Annotated in this window: 16 protein-coding genes; 7 read left to right on the forward strand and 9 right to left on the reverse strand. The window is 71.1% G+C overall.

What is annotated here, in order from left to right:
• The first annotated feature begins 178 nt into the window (after positions 1 to 178).
• Genes CFB34_RS34425 through CFB34_RS34440 form a run of 4 tightly spaced genes read left to right on the forward strand, consistent with a single transcriptional unit; the run spans position 179 to position 2499 of the window.
• Entirely contained in the window at positions 179 to 1639 is a 1461-nt protein-coding gene (locus tag CFB34_RS34425; RefSeq protein ID WP_089444153.1) for an RNA polymerase factor sigma-54, read from the forward strand.
• On the forward strand, positions 1636 to 1908 hold the full coding sequence (locus tag CFB34_RS34430; RefSeq protein WP_242808749.1) for a DUF3008 family protein: 273 nt from the start codon (positions 1636 to 1638) through the stop codon (positions 1906 to 1908). The genes CFB34_RS34425 and CFB34_RS34430 overlap by 4 nt, the downstream gene beginning before the upstream one ends.
• 46 nt (positions 1909 to 1954) lie before the next feature.
• Positions 1955 to 2116 (forward strand): DUF1328 domain-containing protein, encoded by a 162-nt coding sequence (locus tag CFB34_RS34435; RefSeq protein WP_011349711.1) that lies wholly within the window; start codon positions 1955 to 1957, stop codon positions 2114 to 2116.
• On the forward strand, positions 2113 to 2499 hold the full coding sequence (locus tag CFB34_RS34440; protein ID WP_089444155.1) for a DUF3022 domain-containing protein: 387 nt from the start codon (positions 2113 to 2115) through the stop codon (positions 2497 to 2499). Before CFB34_RS34435 ends, CFB34_RS34440 begins: the two co-directional genes overlap by 4 nt.
• 155 nt (positions 2500 to 2654) lie before the next feature.
• Here CFB34_RS34440 and CFB34_RS34445 read toward each other — a convergent pair whose 3' ends face one another.
• Together CFB34_RS34445 and CFB34_RS34450 are read right to left on the reverse strand one after the other, a co-directional pair.
• Positions 2655 to 3974 (reverse strand): cation:proton antiporter, encoded by a 1320-nt coding sequence (locus tag CFB34_RS34445; protein WP_089444156.1) that lies wholly within the window; start codon positions 3972 to 3974, stop codon positions 2655 to 2657.
• Positions 3975 to 4010: 36 nt separating this feature from the next.
• On the reverse strand, positions 4011 to 4367 hold the full coding sequence (locus CFB34_RS34450; RefSeq protein ID WP_089444157.1) for a DUF3175 domain-containing protein: 357 nt from the start codon (positions 4365 to 4367) through the stop codon (positions 4011 to 4013).
• A gap of 178 nt (positions 4368 to 4545) precedes the next feature.
• Between CFB34_RS34450 and CFB34_RS34455 the strand changes: the two genes are divergently transcribed.
• The 3 genes from CFB34_RS34455 to CFB34_RS34465 all read left to right on the forward strand — a co-directional run bounded on the left by CFB34_RS34455 (position 4546) and on the right by CFB34_RS34465 (position 5929).
• Entirely contained in the window at positions 4546 to 4917 is a 372-nt protein-coding gene (locus tag CFB34_RS34455; protein WP_089444158.1) for a DUF3022 domain-containing protein, read from the forward strand.
• 207 nt (positions 4918 to 5124) lie between these two features.
• Positions 5125 to 5472: a DUF1488 domain-containing protein gene (locus CFB34_RS34460; protein ID WP_089444159.1), complete on the forward strand. Its 348-nt coding sequence runs from the start codon at positions 5125 to 5127 to the stop codon at positions 5470 to 5472.
• Between the two features lie 229 nt (positions 5473 to 5701).
• Positions 5702 to 5929: a hypothetical protein gene (locus CFB34_RS34465; protein ID WP_089444160.1), complete on the forward strand. Its 228-nt coding sequence runs from the start codon at positions 5702 to 5704 to the stop codon at positions 5927 to 5929.
• 372 nt (positions 5930 to 6301) lie between these two features.
• Here CFB34_RS34465 and treY read toward each other — a convergent pair whose 3' ends face one another.
• From treY to CFB34_RS34500, 7 genes are read right to left on the reverse strand one after another with little or no spacing between them, the layout of a single operon-like run.
• A complete protein-coding gene (gene treY, locus CFB34_RS34470; protein WP_089444161.1) occupies positions 6302 to 9073 on the reverse strand; it encodes a malto-oligosyltrehalose synthase in 2772 nt (923 codons plus the stop codon).
• Positions 9070 to 11289: a 4-alpha-glucanotransferase gene (gene malQ, locus CFB34_RS34475; RefSeq protein WP_089444162.1), complete on the reverse strand. Its 2220-nt coding sequence runs from the start codon at positions 11287 to 11289 to the stop codon at positions 9070 to 9072. The genes treY and malQ overlap by 4 nt, the downstream gene beginning before the upstream one ends.
• A complete protein-coding gene (gene treZ / locus CFB34_RS34480) occupies positions 11286 to 13157 on the reverse strand; it encodes a malto-oligosyltrehalose trehalohydrolase (RefSeq protein ID WP_089444163.1) in 1872 nt (623 codons plus the stop codon). Before treZ ends, malQ begins: the two co-directional genes overlap by 4 nt.
• On the reverse strand, positions 13154 to 15280 hold the full coding sequence (gene glgX / locus CFB34_RS34485; RefSeq protein WP_089444164.1) for a glycogen debranching protein GlgX: 2127 nt from the start codon (positions 15278 to 15280) through the stop codon (positions 13154 to 13156). The genes treZ and glgX overlap by 4 nt, the downstream gene beginning before the upstream one ends.
• 32 nt (positions 15281 to 15312) lie before the next feature.
• Positions 15313 to 17520 (reverse strand): 1,4-alpha-glucan branching protein GlgB, encoded by a 2208-nt coding sequence (gene glgB / locus CFB34_RS34490; RefSeq protein WP_089444165.1) that lies wholly within the window; start codon positions 17518 to 17520, stop codon positions 15313 to 15315.
• Positions 17517 to 20930, reverse strand: coding sequence for a maltose alpha-D-glucosyltransferase (gene treS / locus CFB34_RS34495; RefSeq protein WP_089444166.1), 3414 nt, complete (start codon positions 20928 to 20930; stop codon positions 17517 to 17519). The genes glgB and treS overlap by 4 nt, the downstream gene beginning before the upstream one ends.
• A complete protein-coding gene (locus CFB34_RS34500; protein WP_089444167.1) occupies positions 20930 to 24322 on the reverse strand; it encodes a maltotransferase domain-containing protein in 3393 nt (1130 codons plus the stop codon). Before CFB34_RS34500 ends, treS begins: the two co-directional genes overlap by 1 nt.
• Between the last annotated feature and the right edge of the window lie 40 nt (positions 24323 to 24362).

Consider the following 24362-nt stretch of genomic DNA (forward strand, 5'->3'; position numbering starts at 1 on the left):
CGAAACGCGTGCCCAAAACTTGCCGACAGCTTGTAAAAAAGCGGCCCCGACGGCCTGCAAGACGGGGTACGAACCCGCGTGACCCGCGACGCGGTGCGACCGGGCCGTCTGGCATGGAAGCTGCGTTATTCCTGACCGAATACGAAACGAAACCCGTGAAACGTCAGGAGAACCTTCGATGTCCGTCTCGCTTGCGCTGCAGATGCGACAGCATCTGGCACTTACGCCGAGGCTTCAGCAGTCGCTGCGGTTGCTGCAGTTGTCCTCGCTCGAATTTCAACAGGAGTTGCGGCAGGCGCTCGATCAGAATCCGTTCCTCGAGGATGGCCAGGCAGACGAGGAGGCTGCCGCCGACGCAACCGGGCAGCCGGCCGAAGCCGCCGCGCCCGAAGCGGCACCCGAGCCCGACGACGCTCGCCGGCAGGACGACGACGCGCCCGAAGTGCCCGAGGCGTCCGAAGTGTCGTTGACGGCCGCGCCCGCACCGCGCGGTACGAGCCACCATGGCGACGATGCGGGTGGCCAGTCGCCCGGCGAATGGCTGGCCGCGGAGCCGTCGCTGAATCAGCAGTTGCACGATGCGTTGCGGCTCTATCCGTTGAACCGGCGTGACCGCGAAGCCGCGCGCCTCGTGATCGACGCGCTCGACGACGACGGCTACCTGCGCCAGGAACTGGGCGAACTGCTGGTCGCGGCCGACCCCGCGCTGCTGCTCTCCGAGCAGGATCTCGCGGTCGCACTGCGGCTCGTGCAGATGCTCGACCGCCCGGGCCTGGCCGCGCGCTCGTTGTCCGAGTGTCTCGTGCTGCAACTCGACGCGATTCCGGCCGGCACGCCGGCGCTCGCGGAAGCGAAAGCGATCGCGCGCGAGCATCTCGAACGTCTGGCACGCCGCGAGACGGCCGAGATCCAGCGGCGGCTCGGCTGCGACGCGCCGACGCTGCAGGCGGCCTGCGCGCTGGTGCGCGGGCTCGACCCGCGCCCCGGCAATCATTACGGCAGCACGCGCGGCGACTACGTGGTGCCCGACGTGATCGTGCGCCAGGTGCGCGACGAGTGGATCGTGACGATCAACCCGGCCGTGCTGCCGCGTGCGCGGCTGCATGAACGCTATGCGACGCTGTTCGCGCAGTCGAGCGGCGAACGCGATTCACCGCTCGGCCAGCAATTGCAGGAAGCGCGCTGGCTGATCCGCAACGTGCAGAAGCGCTTCGAGACGATCCAGCGCGTCGGCGAATGCATCGTCGCGCGGCAGCGCGATTTCTTCCGCTACGGCGAGATCGCGATGAAGCCGCTCGTGCTGCGCGACATCGCCGAGGAACTCGACCTGCACGAATCGACCGTGTCGCGCGCGACGGGTAACAAGTACATGGCCACGCCGCACGGCACGTTCGAGTTCAAGCATTTCTTCCCGCGCAAGCTCGAGGCGGCCGGCAAGGGCGTGTGCTCGGCGGCGGCCGCGAAGGTGCTGATCCGCGACATGATCGCGGCCGAGCGGCACACCGAGCCGCTGTCCGACGTCACGCTCGCGCAGAACCTCGCGGGCCGCGGCATCCTGCTCGCGCGTCGCACGGTGACGAAGTATCGCCAGGCGATGAAGATTCCGCCGGCCGACCTGCGCCGCCGCGACGCGGCATGACGATGGACCGGGCGAGCCCGTCGCGTGCGCGTGCTGCCGACCGTCGCGTCGACGCGCGCGCCCACGACCGGCGCGCCATCACGCCGGCAACGTCCCGGGCGTGGAAGAGCGCGGCGCGCGCCGTGTTGTCGGCCCGATGCCGCAACACGAAAATGCGGGATCTCATGCCGCCGGCGAAGCCGATCGCCTGGTCGATGAGCGAAAGGGAACGTGAAAAAATGGCGTCCAAGCCGACGCGCGGCAACCCGGAGCACAAGCACGATGCGTGACCGGCGACGACGTGTATTGACCACTGCTGCCATCCAGGAGGTATCCATGCTGCGATACGCCGTCATCTTCTTCATCATCGCGATCGTCGCGGCCGTGTTCGGCTTCGGCGGTATTGCCGCCGGTGCGGCCGAGATCGCGAAGATCCTGTTCTACATCTTCGTCGTGATCTTCCTCGTCACGCTGCTGCTGGGCGTCGTGCGACGATGAGCGCCACACCGGGCCGGTCGCAGCGCATCGCGGAACTCGAGCATGCGCTCGCGAACGGTTTTCCGTCGGAATCGACCGTCGTCGTGCAGTCGGACGACGCGTCGGGGCGGCTGACGATCCAGGTGTCTTGGGTGCGCGTGCCGTCCGACGAGGACGCGCGCGAATGGCGCTGCACGGTCGACCTGCGATTCGAGCCGGACGTGATCACGCGCTATGCGTCGCTCGGTGCGGACGACCGGCTGCGCGTGCGGACGGTTCTGTGCGACCGCGCGCGACGCGCGGTGGATGAGCGCAAACCGCGCGTCGAGGAGGCGGCGATCGAATGCAACGTCGCGCTCGACGTGACGCGCGCCGAACTCGACGCTGCGCTGCGCGCACCCTGACGCCGCTGCCGCTCGCGGGGTGACGACGCGGCGATCCGCGTGGCCGCCGCATCCCGCGCGCGGCGAGCGCATGTCGATGCTTCCCTCACACCCCTGCGGCGCCACCACCCGCGTGGCAGCCCGATGGCGCGGCCGCGCGCATCGTCATGCACGCGTCAGCGCCGATGCTGCAGCCGGTGGTACCAGTTCATCAGCGGCGTCGCGGTGATCCCGTGCGCGATCACCGATGCCGACACGACGGCCAGCACGGGGGCCGCGAGCGGACGCACCGCGGCGGCGGGCCCGTGTTCGAGCGCGAACAGCAGGTAGTAGAACGAGCCGATTCCGCGGATGCCGAACCACGCCATCAGCCGTCGCTGCGCGTGCGTCGCATGTGAGCCGGTGAGCGTGACCAGCACCGCGAGCGGGCGCACGGCGACGAACAGCACGACGGCCAGCGAGGCCGCGCCCCACGTCAGCAGCGGGCCCGGCAGCGTCATGAGCACGCTGCCGATCATCGTCATCACGAGGGCTTCGGCGATCCGTTCGAGTTCGATCGTGAAGCCGAGCACCGATTCGGCCATGAACGCGTGCGCTTTTTCCGGATGCTTCTCGGTGGCGACGACGTCGGCCGAATCGATCTGGCCGATCACGTCGCGCGGCGCGCGGTCGCCGCTCGCACGGTGCTCGACCCGGCGCATCGCGACCCCGGCCGCGAACGTCGCGATGAACCCGAATGCATGCGCGAACTGCGCGGCGCCGAACGACAGCACGATCAGCGCGAGCGCGAAGAAGCCTTCGAGGCCGAGCGCCTGGGCGTGGCGCGTGCGCAGCCAGCCGATCGTCTTCGTCGTGATCCAGCCGAGGCCGCCGCCGATCGCGGCCGCACCGGCGATGCCCCACAGCGCGGTGAGCGCGAACGCGCCCGACAGCGGCGGCAGCCCGTGCGTCGTGCCCGGCGCGCCGCACAGCGCGAGCCCGGCCAGCGCGAACGGCAGCGCGATCCCGTCGTTCAGGCCGCCTTCGCCCGACAGCGCGAAGCGCACGAGATCGCGATCGCCCGGGTCGTGCACCTGCACGTCGTGTGCGAGCACCGGGTCGGTCGGCGAGAGGATCGCCGCGAGCAGCAGCGCGGGGCCCCAGTCGAGCCCGAGTGCGAGCATCGCGCACGCGGCCAGCAGCGGCACGGTGAGGCCCATCGCGAGCAGGCCGAGGCGGCACGGCACGCGCCACAGCGGGTCGTCGAGCGGCACGCGCAGCCGCAGCCCGATCGCGAACAGCGAGACGAGCAGCGCGATCTCGACGATTTCACGCAGCAGCCGAGCGTCGCGTTCGAGGTCGAGATCGAGCAGGCTGGCGCCGGCCGGGCCGAGCGCGACGCCGAGCACGAGATAGATCATCGCGGTGCTGACGGGCAGGTGGCGCAACGCGGACGTCACGACGCCCATGCCCATCAGCACCGCGCCGACGATTACGTACCAGAGCGTCTCGTGCATGTGTGCGGTAGCAGGCCGATAACGGGTCGCGCGCCGTCAGGGCTTGCGGCCGAACGCTTCGCGCAGCTTCCGTTTCGCGCGTTCGAGCGTGGCGCGGCGCGTTTTCGGCAGATTGCGGCCCGCGCGGTTCACGTAGAAGTTCAGCATCGACATCGCCGACTGGAACGGCGACGCCTTGCGGCGGCGGCTGTGTTCTGCCGAATGCTTCAGCGACGCGGCGATCGCGGCCGGGTCGTCGGACTTGAAGATGTCCGGCTCGAGGTCGAGCGCATCGCTTTTTTGCATGACGTCGGCGGACCAGCGCTTGCGGTGGTGCGGGTCGGTGCCGCGGGCGCGGCCCGGGCGTCGTGTGAGGTGCTTGCCATGCGCGCGGGTAGCGGTAGCGGAAGGCATTCGATGGGCTCCATTGAAGGTGACAGGGGCGTCGTGACGGAATGGGGTACGCAAACCGCGTGCCGCGCCGCGCGCGTGATCCGTCCGACGAACCCATGCCGGCCGCGGCACGGCGGTTGCTGCACACGACAGACAGGACATGCCATCCCGCCATCACGCCATCACGCAGGAGGACATCATGCAATCGCATTCCCGGATCTGGCTGGAAAACGACGAGATCGACGCCGATGCCGATGGCGACACGATCGACGCCGACGATCTCGATACGACGGTCCATGTCGACGTCGCGACGGGCAGGATCACGTTTCAGGCGGCGTGGGCGGAGGAGGCCGACCCGCCGCCCGAGACCGCGCGGCACTCGGTCATGCTCGTGCTCGACTGCGACACGATGGAGCGCTATGCGGATCTCGACGAAAGCACACGGATGCGCGTGCACGCGATCCTGCACGCCACGGTGGATGACCTGCTCGAGCGCCTGCCCGACGAACACGCGACGCTGACGGTCGAGCTCACCGATGCGATGCTCGACGCCGCGCGCCGTCTGCAGTAGCCGTGCCGATCGGCTTTCCGATACTCGACTCGCACGCGCGAACGGGGCGGCAGGCACGTAGCTTGCTGCGGGACTGGCATGGCACGACACGTGCCGCCACGTGGACGGAGGGGCTCATGAGCGGAAGGTTGGGGCATTGCAAGGTAGCCATTCTCGCGGTCGGAGTCGCACCGATCGATCGCGTTTCGGCGCGGGGCGCCTGACACCATGGCCGCCGATTCCGCCCGCCGCGTGACGCTGGTCGACGAGCCGCCCGTATTCGACGGTGCGGCGCTGCAGTTGCGTTTCGTCGTCGATGTCGATGGCGAACTGCAAACCTGCGCGATCACGGTCGAAGCGCTGGAAGATCATTTCGGCGCACGCTCCGCCCTGGAGGCCGACTTGCGGGATGCGTTCGAACAGGGCCGAGCGCGGATCGAAGCCGCCTGCGCCGACGTGCTGGGCGACAGCAACAGCGACGGCAACGGCAACGGCGGCGTGGTGCTGCACAGCGGCTATTTCCGTGCGCCGGCCGGTCGTGCGCGAGCGGGCCTGTTCCGGTCCCGGCGATCCTGACCCGGTTGACGTTCCCGGCGTGTCCTGCGCCGGTTTCCCTCCTGCCGGTTTTCCTCCCGCATTACACGCCGTTGAAAACTTTGCACCGCGCACGGGCCGCCGTGTGGTGCCACATCGCGCCGCGCGCAGGCGGCACGGATGACGGGGGCGACACGCCACCCGGCACGGTCCCTGCATGCATGGCTGAACGCCGGCGCGCATCTCGCGCAGCCGCCAACGGGGAACGAGCATGCTGACCGCACATGAATTCGCCACGCTGCTCCTGGTGCATCGCGCACCGGAGCAGATCCAGATCGACCGCGAGGATGTCCTTGCGCTGGTCGAACAGCAACTGATCGTGATGCAGCACGACGACGCGTCCGGCGAGCGCCGGCCCGCGTTGACCGCCGACGGGCTGTCGGTCGTGCAGTGCGTGCAACGCAACGACGCGCGCGAGCCCGACGTCACCGACGCGTGACGGGCGGGTGTGGGGTTTCCTGTGTAGCGGAAAGCTGCGCGTTGCCGGCGGCCGTGTTGTCGTGAGGCTTGCTTTACTGTCCGGCCGGTCGTTCAGGGCGGTATCGATCAACGATCGCGGGCTAGATACAGGGCTGCTGCAAGACGGGCATCTCCTTCGCCCCAGCCAATGCGCAAAACCGATTATGGAAGCTCGTTTCTGGCGTAAATCGATTTTGGATGTACAAAAACGATTACACGCAGGCTGTCTTGCACAAATTTGATTTTCCCCCTGGCAACTTGGGTACGAGCAAATACGCGATGCTCGTGACTAAAGGCAAACGCCACGACTTCCCGGAATTTCATCCGCCGGAAACGCGCGTGCGCTGGACGATCACGATTCGCTCGTTGGACGCGCAGCCACCAGCACGGCAACCGGTTGCGCGGCCAGCCAGTCACCGAGCTTGATCAACCCTCCCGGCACGTCGATCGCATCTCCCGCATTCAGCCCATCCACCCACGGCCCGTCGATATCGCGCGGCAGCACGACCGCCGTATCGCCCCATTGCGCGGGTTCCACGCGCGGCAATTCCGGTGCTTCACCGAGCAATCGGCCCGCAAGCCGTGTCGCGACCACCACCACGGTGGCCTCGTCGCTGCACCGCGCGAACGCGACCGCATGACGCCCGAGCGGGCCGCGTACGCGCAGCGGCACATATGCGCCATCCGCGAACGTCGCCGGCCATCGCGCGCGCAGCGCCAGCATGCGCTCGACCAGCGCACGCTTCACGCGCGCATCGGGCCACGTCGCCAGATACGACGCGACCGGCGCGTCGACCCGCTCGGCCGCGAGCGCCGCGAACGGCACGTCGCGGCGGTTGTCCGGATCGACGAGCGAGTGGTCCCATGATTCGGATCCTTGATACAGGTCGGGCACGCCGGGCGAAGCCATCCGCAGCACGGCCTGCGTCAGGCTGTTGACGACGCCGGCCGGCGCGATCCGCGCGACGAACGCATGCAGCCGATGGGCGAAGTCGCCCGGGCCGCGCGGCTTCAGGATCGCGCGGACGAACGCTTCGCATTCGCGCTCGTAGCGTAGATCGGGCGCGAGCCAGTCGGTGTGAAGCTTCGCCTCGCGCAGCGCTTTCGTCTGCCACTGCACGACGCGTTCGGTGAGCGCCGCGCGCCCCGCCGCATCGTCGGGCGAGAGTTCGGGCGGCCAGCAGCCGACGAGCGTCTGGTACAGCATCGCCTCGGCGGCCGGCCCCGGCGCCCATGCGAGGTCGCGATGCGCGCCGCCGCGATGCGGCCGGTTGAGCGCGGACCAGTCGAGCGACACCGCGCGCCACGCGTCGGGCATTTCGCTGAGCACGGCCAGCCGCGCACGCGCATCCTCGCCGCGCTTGTGGTCGTGCGTGGCGGTGGCGACGAGCCCGTGCGGCACGGTGCGCGCGCGGCGCCGGTTGCGCGCATGGAACGCGCCGCGCGACAGGCTGAAGTCGCCCGCGTCGGCGCCGACTTCGTTGCGCGACAGAAGCCGGCCGTAACGGTAGTGGGCCGTATCCTCGACACCCTTCGCGGCCAGCGGCGCGGTGAGCTGCGCGAACGCGACGCGCGCTGCGTGCAGCGCGGCGGCGTCCGCGCGCGGCACGCGTACGACCGGCCACCCGAGCCAGGTGGCGACGTGATCGAGTGCGAACCGGTCGGCAGGATCGACGGCATCGACCGCCCGTTCGTACGCCTGCGCGAGCACGCGACGGTCGGCGTCGGCGGGTTCTTCGTCCTGCACGGGATACATCCGGTACACGGGCAACTGCACCGCGAGTTCCCCCAGTACGCGCCGAATCGCGATCCGGCTGACGTCGCGCGTCGCGGGCGCCGCCCGCGCCACGCGGTGCAACGCCCGCGCGGCGCGCGCATGCTCGACGGCGAGCTGGCGCATCAGCACGCGCCGCTTGCCGTCGAGCGCTTCCTGCGCAAAGGTGCGCGACGAACCCGACACGTCGGCCCAGTGCGCGGCGAGCGGCGCGGCGCCGGCCGGATCGTGCAGCAGCGCGCCGACGTCGTTCATGAAGTCGTAGCCGGTCGTGCCGGCGACGGCCCAGTCGTCGCGCAGCGTTTCGCCGGGCGCGAGGATCTTCTCGACGACGATGTACGGCCGCGCGTCGCGTTGCGCGGCAAGCCGCTGATGCAGCCGCCGGCCATACGCGCGCGGATCGGCGAGGCCGTCGACGTGATCGGCGCGCAGGCCGTCGATGTAGCCGGCCGCATGCAGCCGCAGCGGCAGCGCATGGACGGCATCGAACACCGCATCGTCGTCGACGCGGACGGCCGCGAGCGTCGCGATGTCGAAGAAGCGCCGCCAGTTCAGCTCGTCGGCGGCCGTGCGCCACCACGCGAGCCGGTAGTGCTGGCGTTCGAGCAGCCGGTGCAGGCAGGCACGGGAGCGCGCGCGGCGCGGATCGGCGCCGCGCAGCACCGCGTCGAGCGCATGCGGGCCGTGCGCGGCCGCGTGATCGCGCAGTGCCGCATGCGCGGCGGCCAGCCGCGTGCTGTCGCGCGGCGGCGCCGCGTCGAAGCGCTCGGCGAGCGCGTTCAGGTCCGCACGGTTCGCGATGCGCAGGAGCTCCGCGTAGGTGGCGGCGGCCACCGGCAGGCGTCGCCCGGGGCACGACACGAAGAAGCGCCCGGTGGCCGGATCGGCGTCGAGCGTGATGTCGCCGGCGGCGAGCGCTTCCCCGTACGGCGTGCCGAGGCAGGGCAGCAGCACCTTGCCGTCGAGCGTCGCGTCGGGCGGATGCCAGTCGATGTCGAAATGGTGCGCGTACGGGCTAGCGGGGCCCCATTCGAGCACGTCGTTCCACCAGCCGTTCGACGAGCCGCCCACGCCCATGTGGTTCGGCACGATGTCGACGATCACGCCCAGGCCGTGCGCGCGCAGCGCATCGACGAGCCGGACGAAACCGGCTTCGCCGCCGAGCTCGGGGTTGAGCGTGCCGTAATCGACGGTGTCGTAGCCGTGCCGCGAACCGGGTTCGGCCGTCGCGATCGGCGACAGGTACAGGTGGCTCACGCCGAGCCGCGCGAAATAGCCGGCGTGCGCGGCCGCGTCGTCGAACGTGAAGCCCGCATGCAGCTGAAGTCGCAGCGTCGCGCGCGGCGTCATGGGCCGGGCTCCCGCGAACCGCGTGCGCGCACCACGGCCGCGATGCGCTCGCGCACGTCGGCGTCGAACAGCGTGTCGATCGCGCGCGGCAGGCGCTGCCGCCAGTTCGGGTGCCCGCAGGGCGGCCCCGGCAGGTTCGGCTGCGTGTCCAGCCCGAGCAGGTCCTCGAGCGGCAGGATCGCGAGCGGCGACGGGCTGCGCGCGACGTACGCGAGTATCTCGGCGACCGGCGGCGCGTCGGCCTGCGGGGCAGCGGTGCCGGCCGGCGCGCAGCCTGCTTCCTGCAACGCGCGCCACAGCGCCGCGCGTTCGGTGGCGCGCGCGGCATGTTCGGCGACGACGTCGGGAGCGACGGCGGGCGGCGGGGTGGCGGGGCCGGCTTCCGGGGGCGGCGTGGTGTTGGCCGAGGTGGCCGCGCGTGGCTCGGTGTCGTCCTGCTCGCGCTCGCTCGTCTCGTCCGCCCGCGCACGCGGCGCCGCGTTGCGCGCCTCCCCGTCGTCGGACTGCTGCGCCGCCTCGGCCGCGATCCGCCGCCAGGCCAGATCGACCCCGCGCCACCAGCCGGCCACGGTCGGCAGATCGTGCGTCGACGTCATCGCGATCGCGTCGCGATCCCATGCCGACGGCGGCCGGAAGGCGCCGCCGGCGTCGCGCTCGAACCACAGCACGCGCATCCCGGCGATGCCCTGCGCGCCGAGCCGTTCGCGGAAGCCGGCCGGCACCGTGCCGAGATCCTCGCCGATCGCGAGCGCGCGATGACGGGCCGCCTCGAGCGCGACGAGCCGCACGAGATCGTCGACCGGATAGCGCAGGTAGGCGCCGTCGCGCGGCGAGCCGCCGTCCGGCACGATCCACATCCGCGCGAAGCCGAGCACGTGATCGATGCGGATGCCGCCCGCATGCGCGAACGCCGCGCGCAACAGCTCGACGAACGGCACGAAGCCTTGCGCACGCAGCGCGGCGGGCGTCCAGGTCGTCACGCCCCACGCCTGGCCGGCCGCATTGAACAGGTCGGGCGGCGCCCCGAGCGACACGCCGCGCAGCAGCGTCGCGCCGTGCGCCCACGCGTCGCTGCCGGCGCGATCGGAGCCGACCGCGAGATCGGCGATCAGCCCGGTGGCCATGCCCGCGCCGCGTGCCGCGTGCTGCGCGTCGCCGAGCGCGCGCGACGCGCACCATTGCAGGTACGTGTGGAACGCGACCGTGTCGGCATGGGCGTGCGCGAACGCGTCGACTTCCGCCGAGCCCGGTTCGCGCCACGGCGCCGGCCATTTCCGCCAGTCGACGCCCGCCCCGTGCTCGAAGCAGAATGCCTGCAACGCGTCGAAACGCGCATGCGCATCGAGCGCAGCCCCGCCCGCGGCGCGAAACCGCTGGAATGCGTCACGCGACGGGTCGTCGCCGGCGCGCCACGCGTCGAAGCACGCCCGCAGTCGCCGCAGTTTCAGCGGCAGCACGTGCGGCCAGTCGATCAGCGGCGCGTCGGCCGCGGCGCCGGTTGCGTGCTGCACGGCCGCGGCGCCCGGCACCGCGTCGCAGTCGAGATAGGCGACGTTGTGCCAGCGCCGCGAAGACGGCGAATACGGGCTGTCGTGCGCGGGCAGCGCCGGAAAGCCGGCGTGCGTCGGGCTGATCGCCACCGCCTGCGCGCCGTGCCGTGCCGCATGCGCGGCCAGCCGCGCCAGCGCGGTGTAGTCGCCCGCGCCGTCGTCGCCGTCGCGGCGCAGGCTGTAGAGCTGCGCCGCGATGCCCCAGCGGCCGCCCGCGTCCGCCGCGCGCGGGTCGACCGGTTGCGGGCGCGGCGGCGCGATCGTGAGCCCGATGCGCTGGTCGCCGACGTCGAGCGCGTGATAGCCGGGGACCGCGAGCGGCGGCAGCGTGCCGTGTTCGCCTTCGCCGCCCACGCGGCCGTCGACGTGCCCGCCTGCTTCGAGCGTGATCCGGAAGCGCGCGCCGGGCGGGGCGATCGCGGCCGGCAGGGTCAGCGGCACGCCGGCGTCGCCGGTGACGATGCGCGGGGGCGCCGCGTTCGCGTCGGCGAGCGCGGCGGCGCTTTCCACTCGCTGGGTCGCCGTGCCGCACGGCCAGCCGAGCGCGTCGACGAGCGCGACGAGGGCGTCATCGTCCACCCGCCGCGCGATGCCGCCCGCATCGGTCCAGTCGGATTCCAGGCCGGCCGCGCGCGCGAGTTCGGTGATCGACACGTCGGAAGTCATGATCGTCCCTGCCCATTCAGGCGGTGCTGCCGCGCATCGTGGTTGACCTCGCCGTCGCGCCACGCGATGCACGCGCGGGGCGGCAGCCGCAGGTCGCGCAGCCGGTCGCGTGCACGTGGCGGCGTCTCGAACACGATCTTGCCGACCGGCAGCGCGGGCAGCACTGCGTCGTGCGCGCCGAGGTTCAACGCGATCGTCAGCGTGCTGCCGTCGCCGAGGCGCCAGCGCGCGGCAAGCGCCTGCGGGTCGCCGTCGCCCGCGAGCAGGTCGACGCCGAGCGCGCGGGCGCCGGGCAGGTTCGGCGTCACGAGTGCCGCACGCACGGTCAGTGCGCTGCGGTAGAAGCGCCGCCAAGCGTCGGTGTCGGGCGTGGTTGCGTCGCTGCTGCCGTGCAGCGTCGAACGCACGAACGTCGCGATGTCGTTCGGATCGGGAATCGCGTCGCGATGCGCGGCATCGGTGAACGCCGGAAAAGCCGCGAATTCGCGGCGCCGGCCCTCGCGCACCGCGTCGGCGAGCGCGCCGCGATAGTCGGTGAAGAACTGGAACGGCTGCGTGCTGCCGTCTTCCTCGCCCATGAACAGCAGCGGAATCGACGGCGCAAGCAGCAGCAGCGCGGTCGCCGCGCGCACCGCGTCTTCGTTCGCGAGCGTGCGCAGCCGTTCGCCGAACGCGCGGTTGCCGACCTGGTCGTGGTTTTGCAGGAACGCGACGAACGCGGTCGGCGGCAGGTGCGCGCTCGGTTCGCCGCGCGGGGCGCCGTCGTGCAGCGGCGACGGCTCGCCCTGGTACGCGAAGCCTTCGCCTAGCGTGCGCGCGAGACGGTGCAGCGGCGCGTCGGCGTACGCGCGGTAGTAGCCGTCGCGCTCGCCGGTCAGCAGCACGTGCGCGCTGTTGTGGAAATCGTCGTTCCATTGCGCGTCGAAACCGCCGGGCCCGAGCAGGCTCGCCGCGTTGCGCTCGTTCTCGAGCACGAGATGCACATGGCGCGTGTCGCCCGCGGTCGCGCGCACGCGGCGCGCGAGTTCGCGCAGCCACGCGTCGTCGTCGATCGCGTGCGCGGCATCGATGCGCAGCCCGTCGAAACGGAATTCGTCGAGCCAGTACAGCGCGTTCTCGATGAAGAACGCGCTCGTCTGTTCGCGCGAAAAGTCGATTGCCGGCCCCCACGCCGTCTGCCGGTCCGCGCGGAAGAACGCAGGCGCGTAGCGCGGCAGCAGGTTGCCTTCCGGGCCGAAGTGGTTGTAGACGACGTCGAGCAACACCTGCAGCCCGAGCCCGTGCGCGGCATCGATCAGCGCCTTCAGTTCCTCGGGCCGTCCGTACGACGGATCGGGCGCGAACGGCAGCACGCCGTCGTAACCCCAGTTGCGCGCGCCGGGAAACGTGTTGACGGGCATCAGCTCGATCGCGGTCACGCCGAGCGCGGCGATCTCCGGCAGCCGCCGCTCGACGCTCGCGTGGCCGCCGCATGCGCCGATGTGCAGCTCGTACAGCACCGTCTCGTGCCACGGGCGGCCGCGCCACGTGTCGTGGCGCCAGCGGTACGCAGCCGGATCGACGACCTGGCTCGGGCCGTCCACGCCGCCGGGCTGGAAGCGCGACGCGGGATCGGGCACCGCGAGATCGCCGTCGAGCCGGTAGCGATACAGCGTCCCGGGGCCGCACGGCACGACGGCCTCGAACCAGCCGTCGCCCATCGCGGTCATCGGGATGGCGGGCCGGTTTTCGCCTTCGATTTCGACGGCGGCCGTGCGGCTCGCGGGCGCCCACAGCCGGAAGCGCGTGCGGTCGGGCTCGAAGCAGGTCGCGCCGAACGACGTGTCGAACGCATGCGAACCCGATGGACGGGCGGGGCGTGATCTCATGTCGGGTCTCCCGGAGACAGGTCGGGCGGCACGGCGGCCACCGCGATCGCGGCCGCGTGCGCGGCGACGTCGAGGCCGTCGGCCGGCCACGAGCGCGGGCCGGCGTCGGGCGTGGCCGTGTCGACCAGCACGCGATAGTCGAGCGCCGGCGCGGGCGGCGCGAACACGACCGTCTCGGACGACGCGTTCAGCATCACGAGCAGCGCCTCGGTGCGCCCGGTGCGGCCCGTGCCGACGCGCCGCATCGTCAGCGCACGGCGCTCGTGGTCCTGCCACGCGGGCACGGTCATCGGGTCGCCGTGCTCGTCGAACCAGCCGATCTCCGCCATGCCCGGCGCCGCTTCGCGGTCGCCCGACGGATAGCGCGGCGTGGACATCACCGGGTACATACGCCGCAGCGCGGCAAGCCGCGACACGAAGCGCATCAGCGTCACCGCTTCGTCGCCGCGCGCCTGATCCCAGTCGAGCCACGACAGCTCGTTGTCCTGGCAGTACGCGTTGTTGTTGCCGTGCTGCGTGCGGCCGAACTCGTCGCCGGCCACCAGCATCGGCGTGCCGAGCGCGGTGAACAGCGTCGCGAGCATCGAGCGCGCGACGCGGGCGCGCACGTCACGGATCGCCGCGTCGTCGGTCGGCCCTTCGACGCCCCAGTTCGCGCTGCAGTTGTCGTCGCGGCCGTCGCGGTTGTCCTCGCCGTTGGCTTCGTTGTGTTTCGCCGAATACGACGCGAGATCGGCAAGCGTGAAGCCGTCGTGAGCGGTGATGAAATTGACCGACGCCCACGTATGGCGCCGCTGGTGGTTGAACAGGTCGGCCGAGCCCGCGAGGCGCGCGGCGAGCTCCGGCCGCTGGCCCGGGTCGCCGCGCCAGTAGCGCCGCACGGTGTCGCGGAAGCGGTCGTTCCACTCGGCGAAGCCGGGCGGGTGGCGGCCGAGCTGGTAGCCGCCGGGCCCGAGATCCCACGGCTCGGTGATCAGCTTGCGCTGCGCGAGCACCGGATCCTGCCGCAGCGCGTCGAAGAACCCCGCGCCGGGATCGAAGCCGTGTTCCTCGCGGCCGAGCGTCACGCCGAGGTCGAAGCGGAAGCCGTCGATGTTGAACGCGGTGGCCCAGTAGCGCAGCGAATCCATCACCATCTGCACGACACGCGGATGCGACAGGTTCAGCGTGTTGCCGCAACCGGTCTCGTCGACATGATAGCGGCGGTTGTCCGGCATCAGCCGGTAGTAGCTCGCGTTGTCGAGGCCGCGCCACGACAGCGTCGGGCCGAGCTCGTTACCCTCGCACGTATGGTTGTAGACGACGTCGAGCACGACCTCGATGCCGGCCGCATGCAGCTGGCGGATCGCGATGCGCATCTCGTCGAGCCGGCGCGTCGCGAGATACGCGGGCTCCGGCGCGAAGAATGCGGCTGTGTCGTAGCCCCAGTAGTTGCGCAGCCCGCGGTTCACGAGCGCGCGCTGCTGCAGGAACGCGTGGACGGGCAGCAGCTCGACCGTCGTCACGCCGATCGACAGCAGGTGATCGATGAACGCCGGATGCGCGAACGCCGAGAACGTGCCGCGCTCGGGCGGGCGCAATCCGGCACGCCGCATCGACGCGCCGCGCACGTGGGTCTCGTAGATCACCGTGTTGCGCCACGACACGCGCGGGCGCCGGTCGGTGCTCCAGTCGAACGCCTCGTCGACCACCACGCACTTCGGCATCGCGGGCGCCGAGTCGCGCCGGTCCATCGACAGGTCCGCGCGGTTCGAATGCAGGCGATAGCCGAACAGCGCGTCCGACCAGCGGAACTGGCCGACCAGCTTGCGCGCGTACGGGTCGAGCAGCAGCTTGGTCGGGTTGAAGCGATGGCCGTGCTGCGGCTGGTACGGGCCGTCCGCGCGAAACCCGTACACGGTGCCCGGATGCGCGTTGGGCAGGTAGCCGTGCCAGATCTCGTCAGTGCATTCGGGCAGGTCGAGGCGCGCCAGCTCCTTGCGGCCGGTCGGATCGAACACGCACAGCTGGATGCGGTGTGCGTGCGCGGAAAACACCGCGAAGTTGGTTCCGAGGCCGTCCCAGGTCGCGCCGAGCGGGTAGCTGCGGCCGGATTCGAGACGGGTGGGCAGGGCAGTCGGCATGCGGGGGATCTCCGTGTCGAGGGCGCAAGCATTCAGATGGGGCGCAGCCACAGCGTCGCGAGCGGCGGCAGGCGCAGGGTGGCCGACCACGCTTCGCCGTGCGAGGGCACGGCTTCGGCCCACACGGCGCCGTCGTTGCCGGCGTTGGTGCCGCCGTACGGCGCGGCATCGGTGTTCATCAGTTCGCGCCAGTGGCCGGGCGCGGGCAGCCCGATGCGATAACCGGCGCGCGGCACGGGCGTGAAGTTGCAGACCGCGACGACGAGATGCCCCGCGTCGTCGCGCCGCGCGAACGCGAACACGCTGTTGTCGCGGTCGTCGCCGATCAGCCAGGAGAAGCCGGCCGCGTGGCAGTCGAGCGCATGCAGCGCCGGCTCGGCCGCATAGGTGCGGTTCAGGTCGCGCACGAGCCGCTGCACGCCTCGATGCGCGGGCGCATCGAGCAGGTCCCAGTGCGGCGTCGCGTCGTGCGCGAACTCGGCCCATTGCGCGAATTCGCTGCCCATGAACAGCAGCTTCTTGCCGGGATGCGCCCACATGAAGCCGAAGTACGCACGCAGCGTCGCGAGCCGCTGCCACGCGTCGCCCGGCATCTTCGCGACGAGCGAGCCCTTGCCGTGCACGACCTCGTCGTGCGACAGCGGCAGCACGAAGCGCTCGGAGAACGCGTACACGAGCCCGAACGTCATCCGGTCGTGGTGATAGCGGCGATGTACCGGATCCTCGCGCAGATACGCGAGCGTGTCGTGCATCCAGCCCATGTTCCACTTGAAGTCGAAGCCGAGCCCGCCGTCGCCGGTCGGCGCGGTGACGCCCGGCCAGGCGGTCGATTCCTCCGCGATGGTGACGACCCCGGCCGGCGCGGCCGCACCGTGCAGCGTGTCGTTCAGCATGCGCAGGAACGCGACCGATTCGAGGTTCTCGCGGCCGCCGTGCACGTTCGGCACCCATTCGCCTTCCGCGCGCGAATAGTCGCGGTACAGCATCGACGCGACCGCGTCGACGCGGATGCCGTCGACGTGATACCGGCGCGCCCACGCGAGCGCCGAGGCGACGAGGAAGGCGCCGACTTCGCTGCGCCCGACGTTGAACACGCAGGTGTGCCAGTCGGGATGCAGCCCTTCGCGCGGGTCGGCGTGCTCGTACAGCGCGGTGCCGTCGAACTGCGCGAGGCCGTGCGGATCGTCGGGGAAGTGCGCGGGCACCCAGTCGACCAGCACGCCGATGCCGGCCGCATGTGCGCGGTCGACGAAGCGCGCGAAGCCGTCGACCGGCCCGAAGCGCGCGGACGGCGCGAACTGCGCGAGCGGCTGGTAGCCCCACGAGCCGCCGAACGGGTATTCGGCGATCGGCATGAACTCGACGTGCGTGAAGCCCATTCCCTTCACGTACGGAATCAGCCGCTCGGCGAGTTCGTCCCAGGTCGCGCTGCGGTTCATCTCCTCGGGCACCCGTAGCCACGATTCCGCATGCACCTCGTAGATCGACCACGGCACGCGGTAGCGGTCGGTGTGCGGCCGCGCGTGCATCCAGCCGTCGTCGTGCCATGCGAACGCGTCGAGCGCCGCGACGTCGGCGACGACCGACGCCGTGCGCGGCGGCGCCTCGGTCGCGCGCGCGCAGGGATCGGCCTTGTGCGGCAGCACGCGCCCGTCGGCCGCGCGCACCTCGTACTTGTAGCATTCGCCCGCGCCGATGCCCGGCACGAACAGCTCCCACACGCCCGACGGCCGCCGCAGCCGCATCGGATGGCGGCGGCCGTCCCAGCCGTTGAAGTCGCCCACCACCGACACGCGCTGCGCGTTCGGCGCCCAGACCGCGAAGCGCACGCCGTCGGTGTCGTCGATGCGCGCGGGCACGGCGCCGAGGCAGTCGAGCACGGCGGCCGGGTCGCCGGCGGAGAAGCGGGCGAGCACGGCGTCGTCGAGCAGCGTGCCGAACGCATACGCATCGTCGATCACCTGCCGCGCGTTGGGCCAGTCGATCGCGAGCAGGTAGTGCGGCGCGCCGCCGTTGCGCGGGATCGTTCCCGCGAAGCAGCCGGCGCGATCGACGCATTCGAGCGTGCCGAGTTCGGCGCCTTCCGGCGACAGCGCATGCACGCTTGTCGCGCCGGGCAGCAGCGCGCGCACGACGACCTCGCCGGCCTGCCCGTGCGGGCCGAGGCACGCGAACGGATCGGGATGACGGCCGGCGAGCAGCGCCTCGATGTCGGATCGTTCGAACAGCGTGTCAGTCATCGTGGGCCTCCGTCGTCGGATGCGCCGCCGTCATCGAGCAGCCGTTCGACCAGCGCGGCGAGCCCGCCGACCGGCACGCTCAGCCAGTCGGGCCGGTTCGCGGCTTCGTAGCACAGCTCGTACGACGCCTTGTCGATCAGGAACAGCGCGAGCAGGCGATCGGCGTAGCGCGGGTCGACGAAACGCGCGGGCGCCTGCTCGGCGGCCGTGCGATAGCAATCGACGAAGCGGTCGGCGGCGGCCTGCCCGAAGCGGTCGAACAGTGCGCGCTTGCGGCCGGCCGCCTGCGGCGGCGCCTTCTCGATCGCGAATTGCGCGGTCGCGCTCACGTACGACAGCGAACGCAGCAGGCCGGCCACGTCGCGCAGCGGATGCGATTTCGCGCGGCGGTGTTCGAGCGGGCGCGCCGGCTCGCCCTCGAAGTCGATCAGCAGCGCGTCGCCCTGCACGTCGAGCACCTGGCCCAGATGGAAATCGCCGTGGATCCGTATGCACTGCGCTTCGAGCGTGCGCGGCACGAGTTCGCCGAGCGCGCGCACGGCCGCGTCGCGCGACGCGAGCAGCGTGTCGGCCGCCGTGCGCATCGCAGGATCGAGCGCCTCGAGCCGCGTCTGCAGCACGTCGAGCGCGTGCTCGAACGACGCGATCGCGTCCGCGCACCAGCCGTCGACATGGCCGGGCGTCGCGGGCTCCGGCGCGAACGCGGGATCGTCGGACGGCTGCGCGAGCGCGACGTGCAGTTGGCCGAGCCGCGTGCCGATGATCCCCGCGAACGCCGCATAGCCGAGCAGCGCGTCGGGTTCCTCGTTCGTGTCGTCGTGTTCCTCTTCGTCGGCGGCCGGCAGCGCGAGTTCGTCCACCGCGCGCCGCAGGAAGTCGAACGAGCGCGTCCATGCGTCGCCCTGGTTGTCGACGTAGCGCTGCAGGATCGCGACCGTGTGCGGCGTGCCGTCCGGGTCGACGTGCACGACTTCGCCCGCGAGCGTCGCGGTGTTCGGGTAGCCGATCCGCGTGAGGTGCCGGCTCATTTCCGCTTCCGGATGCACGCCGTGCGCGACCTTGCGCACCAGCTTCAGCACGATCGCGTCGCCGATCACGAGCGAGCTGTTGCTCTGCTCGGCCGCGAGCCAGCGCACTTCGGCGTCGTCGCCGGGATCGAGTGCGGCGAGCGCGTCTTCCGGCAGGAACGCGAGCCGGCCGCCGTCGGTGGTCGGCACCGTCGCGCCGTCGCGCAGCTTGCGCAGCATCCCGTGCGCGAACGCCGGCAGCGCGAACGCGTCGGTCAGGTAGCCGACCGAATGGCCGCGCCGCACGCGCGCCAGCGCCAGCTGCGTGAACAGCGGCTGCGAGGTTTCACCGCCCCACGCGGCCGCGAGCGGCACGACGTAGCGTTCGACGTTGCCCGTCTCGCCGGATTCGACCCAGGCCTCCGCATACTGGAACGGTTCGCCCGGCACCGGCGTGACGACGTTCAGCCGGGCCGCGCCGATCGCGCGGTCCTTCGACGCGAACCATCGCCGCCGCGCGAGCCACGACGGCAGGGCATCGTGGGCGAGCACGTGCAGCTGCTCGACGTCCGGCCGCTCATCGCCGCGCCGCATCACGAGCGTCACGTATTCGGGCAGCGGCTCCGCGTGCGGCTGCCGCCACGACGGTTCGCGGCCGTGCTCGGCGAGCACGAACCACAGGAACCCGTACGGCGGAAAGGTCAGCAGGTACGTGAGCTGCCCGATCGGCGGAAACGGCGAATCGGACGTCATCTCGATCGGCACGCGGCCCGCGAATTCGGACAGGTCGAGCTCGACCGCCTGCGACGCCCGCGACAGGTTCGCGACGCACAGCACCGGATCGTGGCCGTCCAGCTCGCGCAGGTACGCGAGTACCTTGCGGTTCTCCGGGCGCAGGAAGCGGATCGTGCCGCGCCCGAACGCCTGCGACGCGCGGCGCGTCGACAGGATGCGGCGCGTCCAGTTCAGCAGCGAATGCGGGTCGCGCGTCTGCGCCTCCACGTTGACCGCGTCGTAGCCGTACAGCGCGCCCATCACCGGCGGCAGCACGAGCTGTTCGGGGTCGGCGCGCGAGAAGCCGCCGTTGCGGTCCGACGACCACTGCATCGGCGTGCGCACGCCGTCGCGGTCGCCGAGGTGGATGTTGTCGCCCATCCCGAGCTCGTCGCCGTAGTAGATCACCGGCGTGCCCGGCATCGACAGCAGCAGCGAGTTGATCAGCTCGATGCGGCGCCGGTCGCGCTCCATCAGCGGCGCGAGCCGGCGCCGGATGCCGAGGTTCAGCCGCGCGCGCCGGTCGCTCGCATAGGTCTGCCACAGCAGGTCGCGCTCGGAGTCGGTCACCATCTCGAGCGTCAGCTCGTCGTGGTTGCGCAGGAACACGGCCCACTGGTTGCTCGGCGCGAGTTCCGGTGTCTGCCGCATGATGTCGACGATCGGGAAGCGGTCCTCGCTCGCGATCGACATGTAGATGCGCGGCATCAGCGGGAAATGGAACGCCATGTGGCATTCGTCCTCGTTGCCGAAATATTCCTGCACGTCTTCCGGCCACTGGTTCGCCTCCGCGAGCAGCATCCGGTTCGGATACTCGGCGTCGATCGTCGCGCGGATCCGCTTCAGGATCGCGTGCGTCTCGGGCAGGTTCTCGTTGCTGGTGCCTTCCCGCGCGACGAGATACGGCACCGCGTCGAGCCGCAGCCCGTCGATGCCGAGGTCGAGCCAGAAGCGCATCACCTGTATCACTTCGCGCACGACGGCCGGGTTGTCGAAGTTCAGGTCCGGCTGGTGCGAATAGAAGCGGTGCCAGTAGTACTGGCCGGCGATCGGGTCGTGCGCCCAGTTCGACGTTTCCGTATCGAGGAAGATGATCCGCGTGCCCGCGTATTTCGTGTCGGTGTCCGACCACATGTAGTAGTCGCGATGGGTGGAACCGGGCTTCGCGCGGCGCGCGCGCTGGAACCACGGATGCTGGTCCGACGTGTGGTTGATCACCAGCTCGGTGATCACGCGAATGCCGCGCGCATGCGCTTCGCGGATGAAGCGCCGCACGTCGGCCAGCGTGCCGTAGTCGGGATGCACGCCACGGTAGTCGGCGATGTCGTAGCCGTCGTCGCGGCGCGGCGACGGGTAGAACGGCAGCAGCCAGATCGTGTCGACGCCGAGTTCGGCGATGTAGTCGAGCTTCGCGATCAGGCCGGGGAAGTCGCCGATGCCGTCGTTGTTCGAGTCGTAGAACGACTTCACGTGCACCTGGTAGATGATCGCGTCCTTGTACCACAGCGGATCGTCCGCGCAGAGCGCCGGCGCGCGGCGGCGTGCGCGGCGCCGGCGCGGGGTGCCGGCCGGCGCGAGCGACGGGAATTGCGCGCGGCGCACGTCGTCGAGGGAATCTTCGCGTTTCATCATCCATGGGCTCCCGAGGAGGGCCGGGCGTCGCCCGGTTCGTGCGCCGCCGCCCGCGCGGCGCCTGGAGACGGCGTGAGCCGCCAGATTGCATACGGGCGCACATGCGGATCGAGCGAGACGTACTGGCGATGCCCGCGCCAGGTTTCCGCATGCGTGGCGTCCTGTTCGAGCGCGTCGAGCGGTTCGCCGTCGACGAGCCCCAGGCCGCGCCACAGCGACGCATCGAGCGTGAAGTTCGCGACCTGCGGATGCCACGGATCGGTGCTGATCGCGACGACCACCACGCTGTCGAACGCCGGCGTCGCCTTCATGAACACGAGCACTGAGTCGTTGTCCGCGTCGAGGAACGTGAGGCCGAGATGCGTCTGCAGCGCCGGGTGGGCGCGCCGCGCGCGGTTCAGCCGCGCGACCTCGGCGCCGATATGCGCGGCCTTGCTCCAGTCGCGCGCACGCAGCTCGTACTTCTCCGCGTCCGCGTATTCCTCGCTGTCGGGCAGCGGTGCCGATTCGCCGAGCTCGAAGCCCGAGTACATGCCCCACGCGCCGGCCAGCGTCGCCGCGAGCGCCGCGCGGATCACGAACTGCGTGCGCGGCGCGTTCTGCAGGTGGCGCGGGTTGATGTCGGGCGTGTTGACGAAGAAGTTCGGCCGGAAGAACTCGCGCACCGGGCCGGTCGTCAGCTCGGTCAGGTAGTCGATGAATTCGCGCTTCGACTCGCGCCACGTGAAGTACGTGTACGACTGCGAGAAGCCGACTTTCGCGAGCCGGACCATCATGCCCGGCCGCGTGAACGCTTCGGACAGGAATACGACGTCCGGGTGCCGGCCGCGCACGTCGTCGATCATCCACGCCCAGAACGGCAGCGGCTTCGTGTGCGGATTGTCGACGCGGAAGATCCGCACGCCCGCGTCGACCCAGAACAGCACCGCGTCGCGCAGCGCGAGCCACAGGTCGGGCAGCGCATCCGGCGCGTAGAAATCGGGGTTCACGATGTCCTGGTAACGCTTCGGCGGATTTTCCGCGAAGCGCAGCGAGCCGTCGGGCCGCCACGCGAACCAGCCCGGATGCGCGGCGAGCCACGGATGGTCGGGCGAGCACTGGATCGCGAAATCGAGCGCGATTTCGAGCCCATGGTCGCGCGCGGCATCGATCAGCGCGCGGAACGAGTCGAGCGTGCCGAGCTGCGGATGAACGGCCGTGTGGCCGCCGTCCGGCGAGCCGATCGCGTACGGGCTGCCGACGTCGTCGGGGCCGGCCGTCAGGCTGTTGTTGCGGCCCTTGCGCGCGGTCGTGCCGATCGGGTGGATCGGCGGGAAATACAGCACGTCGAAACCCATGTCGCGGATGCGCGGCAGGTGCGCGATCACGTCGTCGAACGTGCCGTGCCGGTGCGGATCGTCGCTCGCCGAGCGCGGAAACATCTCGTACCAGCTGGAGAAGCGTGCCGCGCGGCGCTCGACGTCGACCGGGAAGGTCGTCGTGTCGTGCGTGACGAACGGGCGGTAGCGCAGCGCCGCGAACGCGTCGGCGAGCGGCGCCGCGCCGAGCTGCGCGAGCCGCACGTCGGCCGATGCGTCCTTGAACTCGGCGACGAGTCGTTTCATCTGCGTGCGCGCGCGTGCATCGAGCGGATCGGCGAGCTTGAGCGCGGTCGCGAGCAGCAGCTGCGCTTCGCGCAGTTCGAGCGTCACGTCCTGGCCGGCCGCGTGCTTCTTCGCGACATCGTGGACGAGCGACGCCCAGTCGTCACGCCAGGCAATCACGCGAAATTCATGGCGGCCGAGCCGGTCGAGCACGACGCGGGCGTGCCAGCGGTCGTTCGGTTCGGCTTCGAACGGGATTTCGCGCCAGTCGTCGTCGCCGGCGGCACGCCACTGCAGCGCGGCCGCGAGATGCGCGTGTCCGTCGGTGAAGATCGACGCGTGGACGACGAGCGTCTCGCCGATCACGCGCTTGACCGCGAAGCGGCCGCCGTCGACCGACGGCTCGACGCGCTCGATCGCGATCCGGTCGGCCGCGATCGCCGCGGACAGTGCGCCGCGCTCGCGTGTGGCGTCGCGGCGCGTCGTGACGGGCGGCGCCTGCCACGCGTGCAGCAGCGCGTACGCGCCCGGGTCGAGCGTGAACGGTTCGAGCGCGGCCGGCGGGTGGGTGTGCGTGCCGTCTTGCGTGGCGACGCGCGTGAATCCGCCCGGCACGCCGGGCAGGATCGTCGCGGGGTCGACCGTCACCGCTGCGTCGAGATCGGGATTCAACGCGATCAGCAGTGCCGCTTCGTCGTGCTCGAGCGACGGCCCGGTGCCGCGCAGCAACGCGGTCGCCGGTGCGCCGGGTGCGCTCAACTGCACGATTTCGCCGCGCGCGGCCGCCACGGGCGTGGCGCGGCGCCATGCGTTCGCGTCGGCGATCGCGCCCGACAGGTCGAAGCGTGCGCGCTCGAACGCGGCGCGGTAGCGCGCCGTATCGGCGTCGCGCGCCATCAGTGGCACCGTGACGCCGCGCTCGAAGCCCATCGGCACGAGCCAGCCGGTGCCGACGGCGGCAGCGGTCCACAACGCGCGGCGATAGGCGCGGACGACGAGTTCATCCGACGCGTCGGGCCAGTCGTCGGCGAGGCGCGGGCCGTCGAACGCGTCGGGAAACGCGATCGGCGAGCCGATCCGCCGCAGCAGCCGGTGTTCGTCGACGAACCACGGCGCGCGCAGATCCCACCAGCGCACCGATGAAAACACCGCGTCGAACCCGGCGCCTTCGAGCTGCGCCAGCGCGTCGCGCGCATGGCCGGGCACGCCGGCAAGCACCGCGGCGTCCGGGCGCGTACGGCGCAGCGCCGCGCGCCAGCCGGGCCACCAGCCGGCCGGCAGATGATGCGGCGCGTCGATCAGGAAGCCGGCCGCGCCCGCATCGGCGAACGCGGCGAGGTGCTTGCACCACCACGCGGACAGCGCGTCGCGCGCGGCTTCATCGCCGAGGTTCGCGTGGGCGACATCCAGCGCGTGCGCGGTGCCGCGCGGATCGATCAGCGCGTCGTCGTGCGTGCGCTCGACGTACCAGTCCGGATGCTCGGCACGCAGCGGGTTCTCGCGCGCGACCCGATCCGGCACGACTTCGAGCAGCACGCGCAGCCCGTGGTCGTGTGCGAGCTGGGCGAGCCGCGAGAAGGTTTCGAGCGCGCTCGCGCGGGTCGCGAACGCTTGCGACGGACGCCGGAAATCGGCCACGTGGCGCGGAAAGCCGGCGACGCTCGCGGCCCAGAACGCGCCGACGAGCACGTGATCGAAGCCCATGCCGGCGATGTGCGCGAACGTCTGCGGCCATGCGTCGAGCGGTCCGACGAGACGGGCATCGCAGAAGTAGAGGTGCGGAGAAAAGGGCGGCGTGGAGTCCATGGCGCGGGCGTAGGGGCGGCAGTCAATGACGCCGGTTCGC

Origin of the sequence: Burkholderia sp. HI4860, assembly GCF_002223045.2 — a bacterium.
Taxonomy (GTDB): domain Bacteria; phylum Pseudomonadota; class Gammaproteobacteria; order Burkholderiales; family Burkholderiaceae; genus Burkholderia.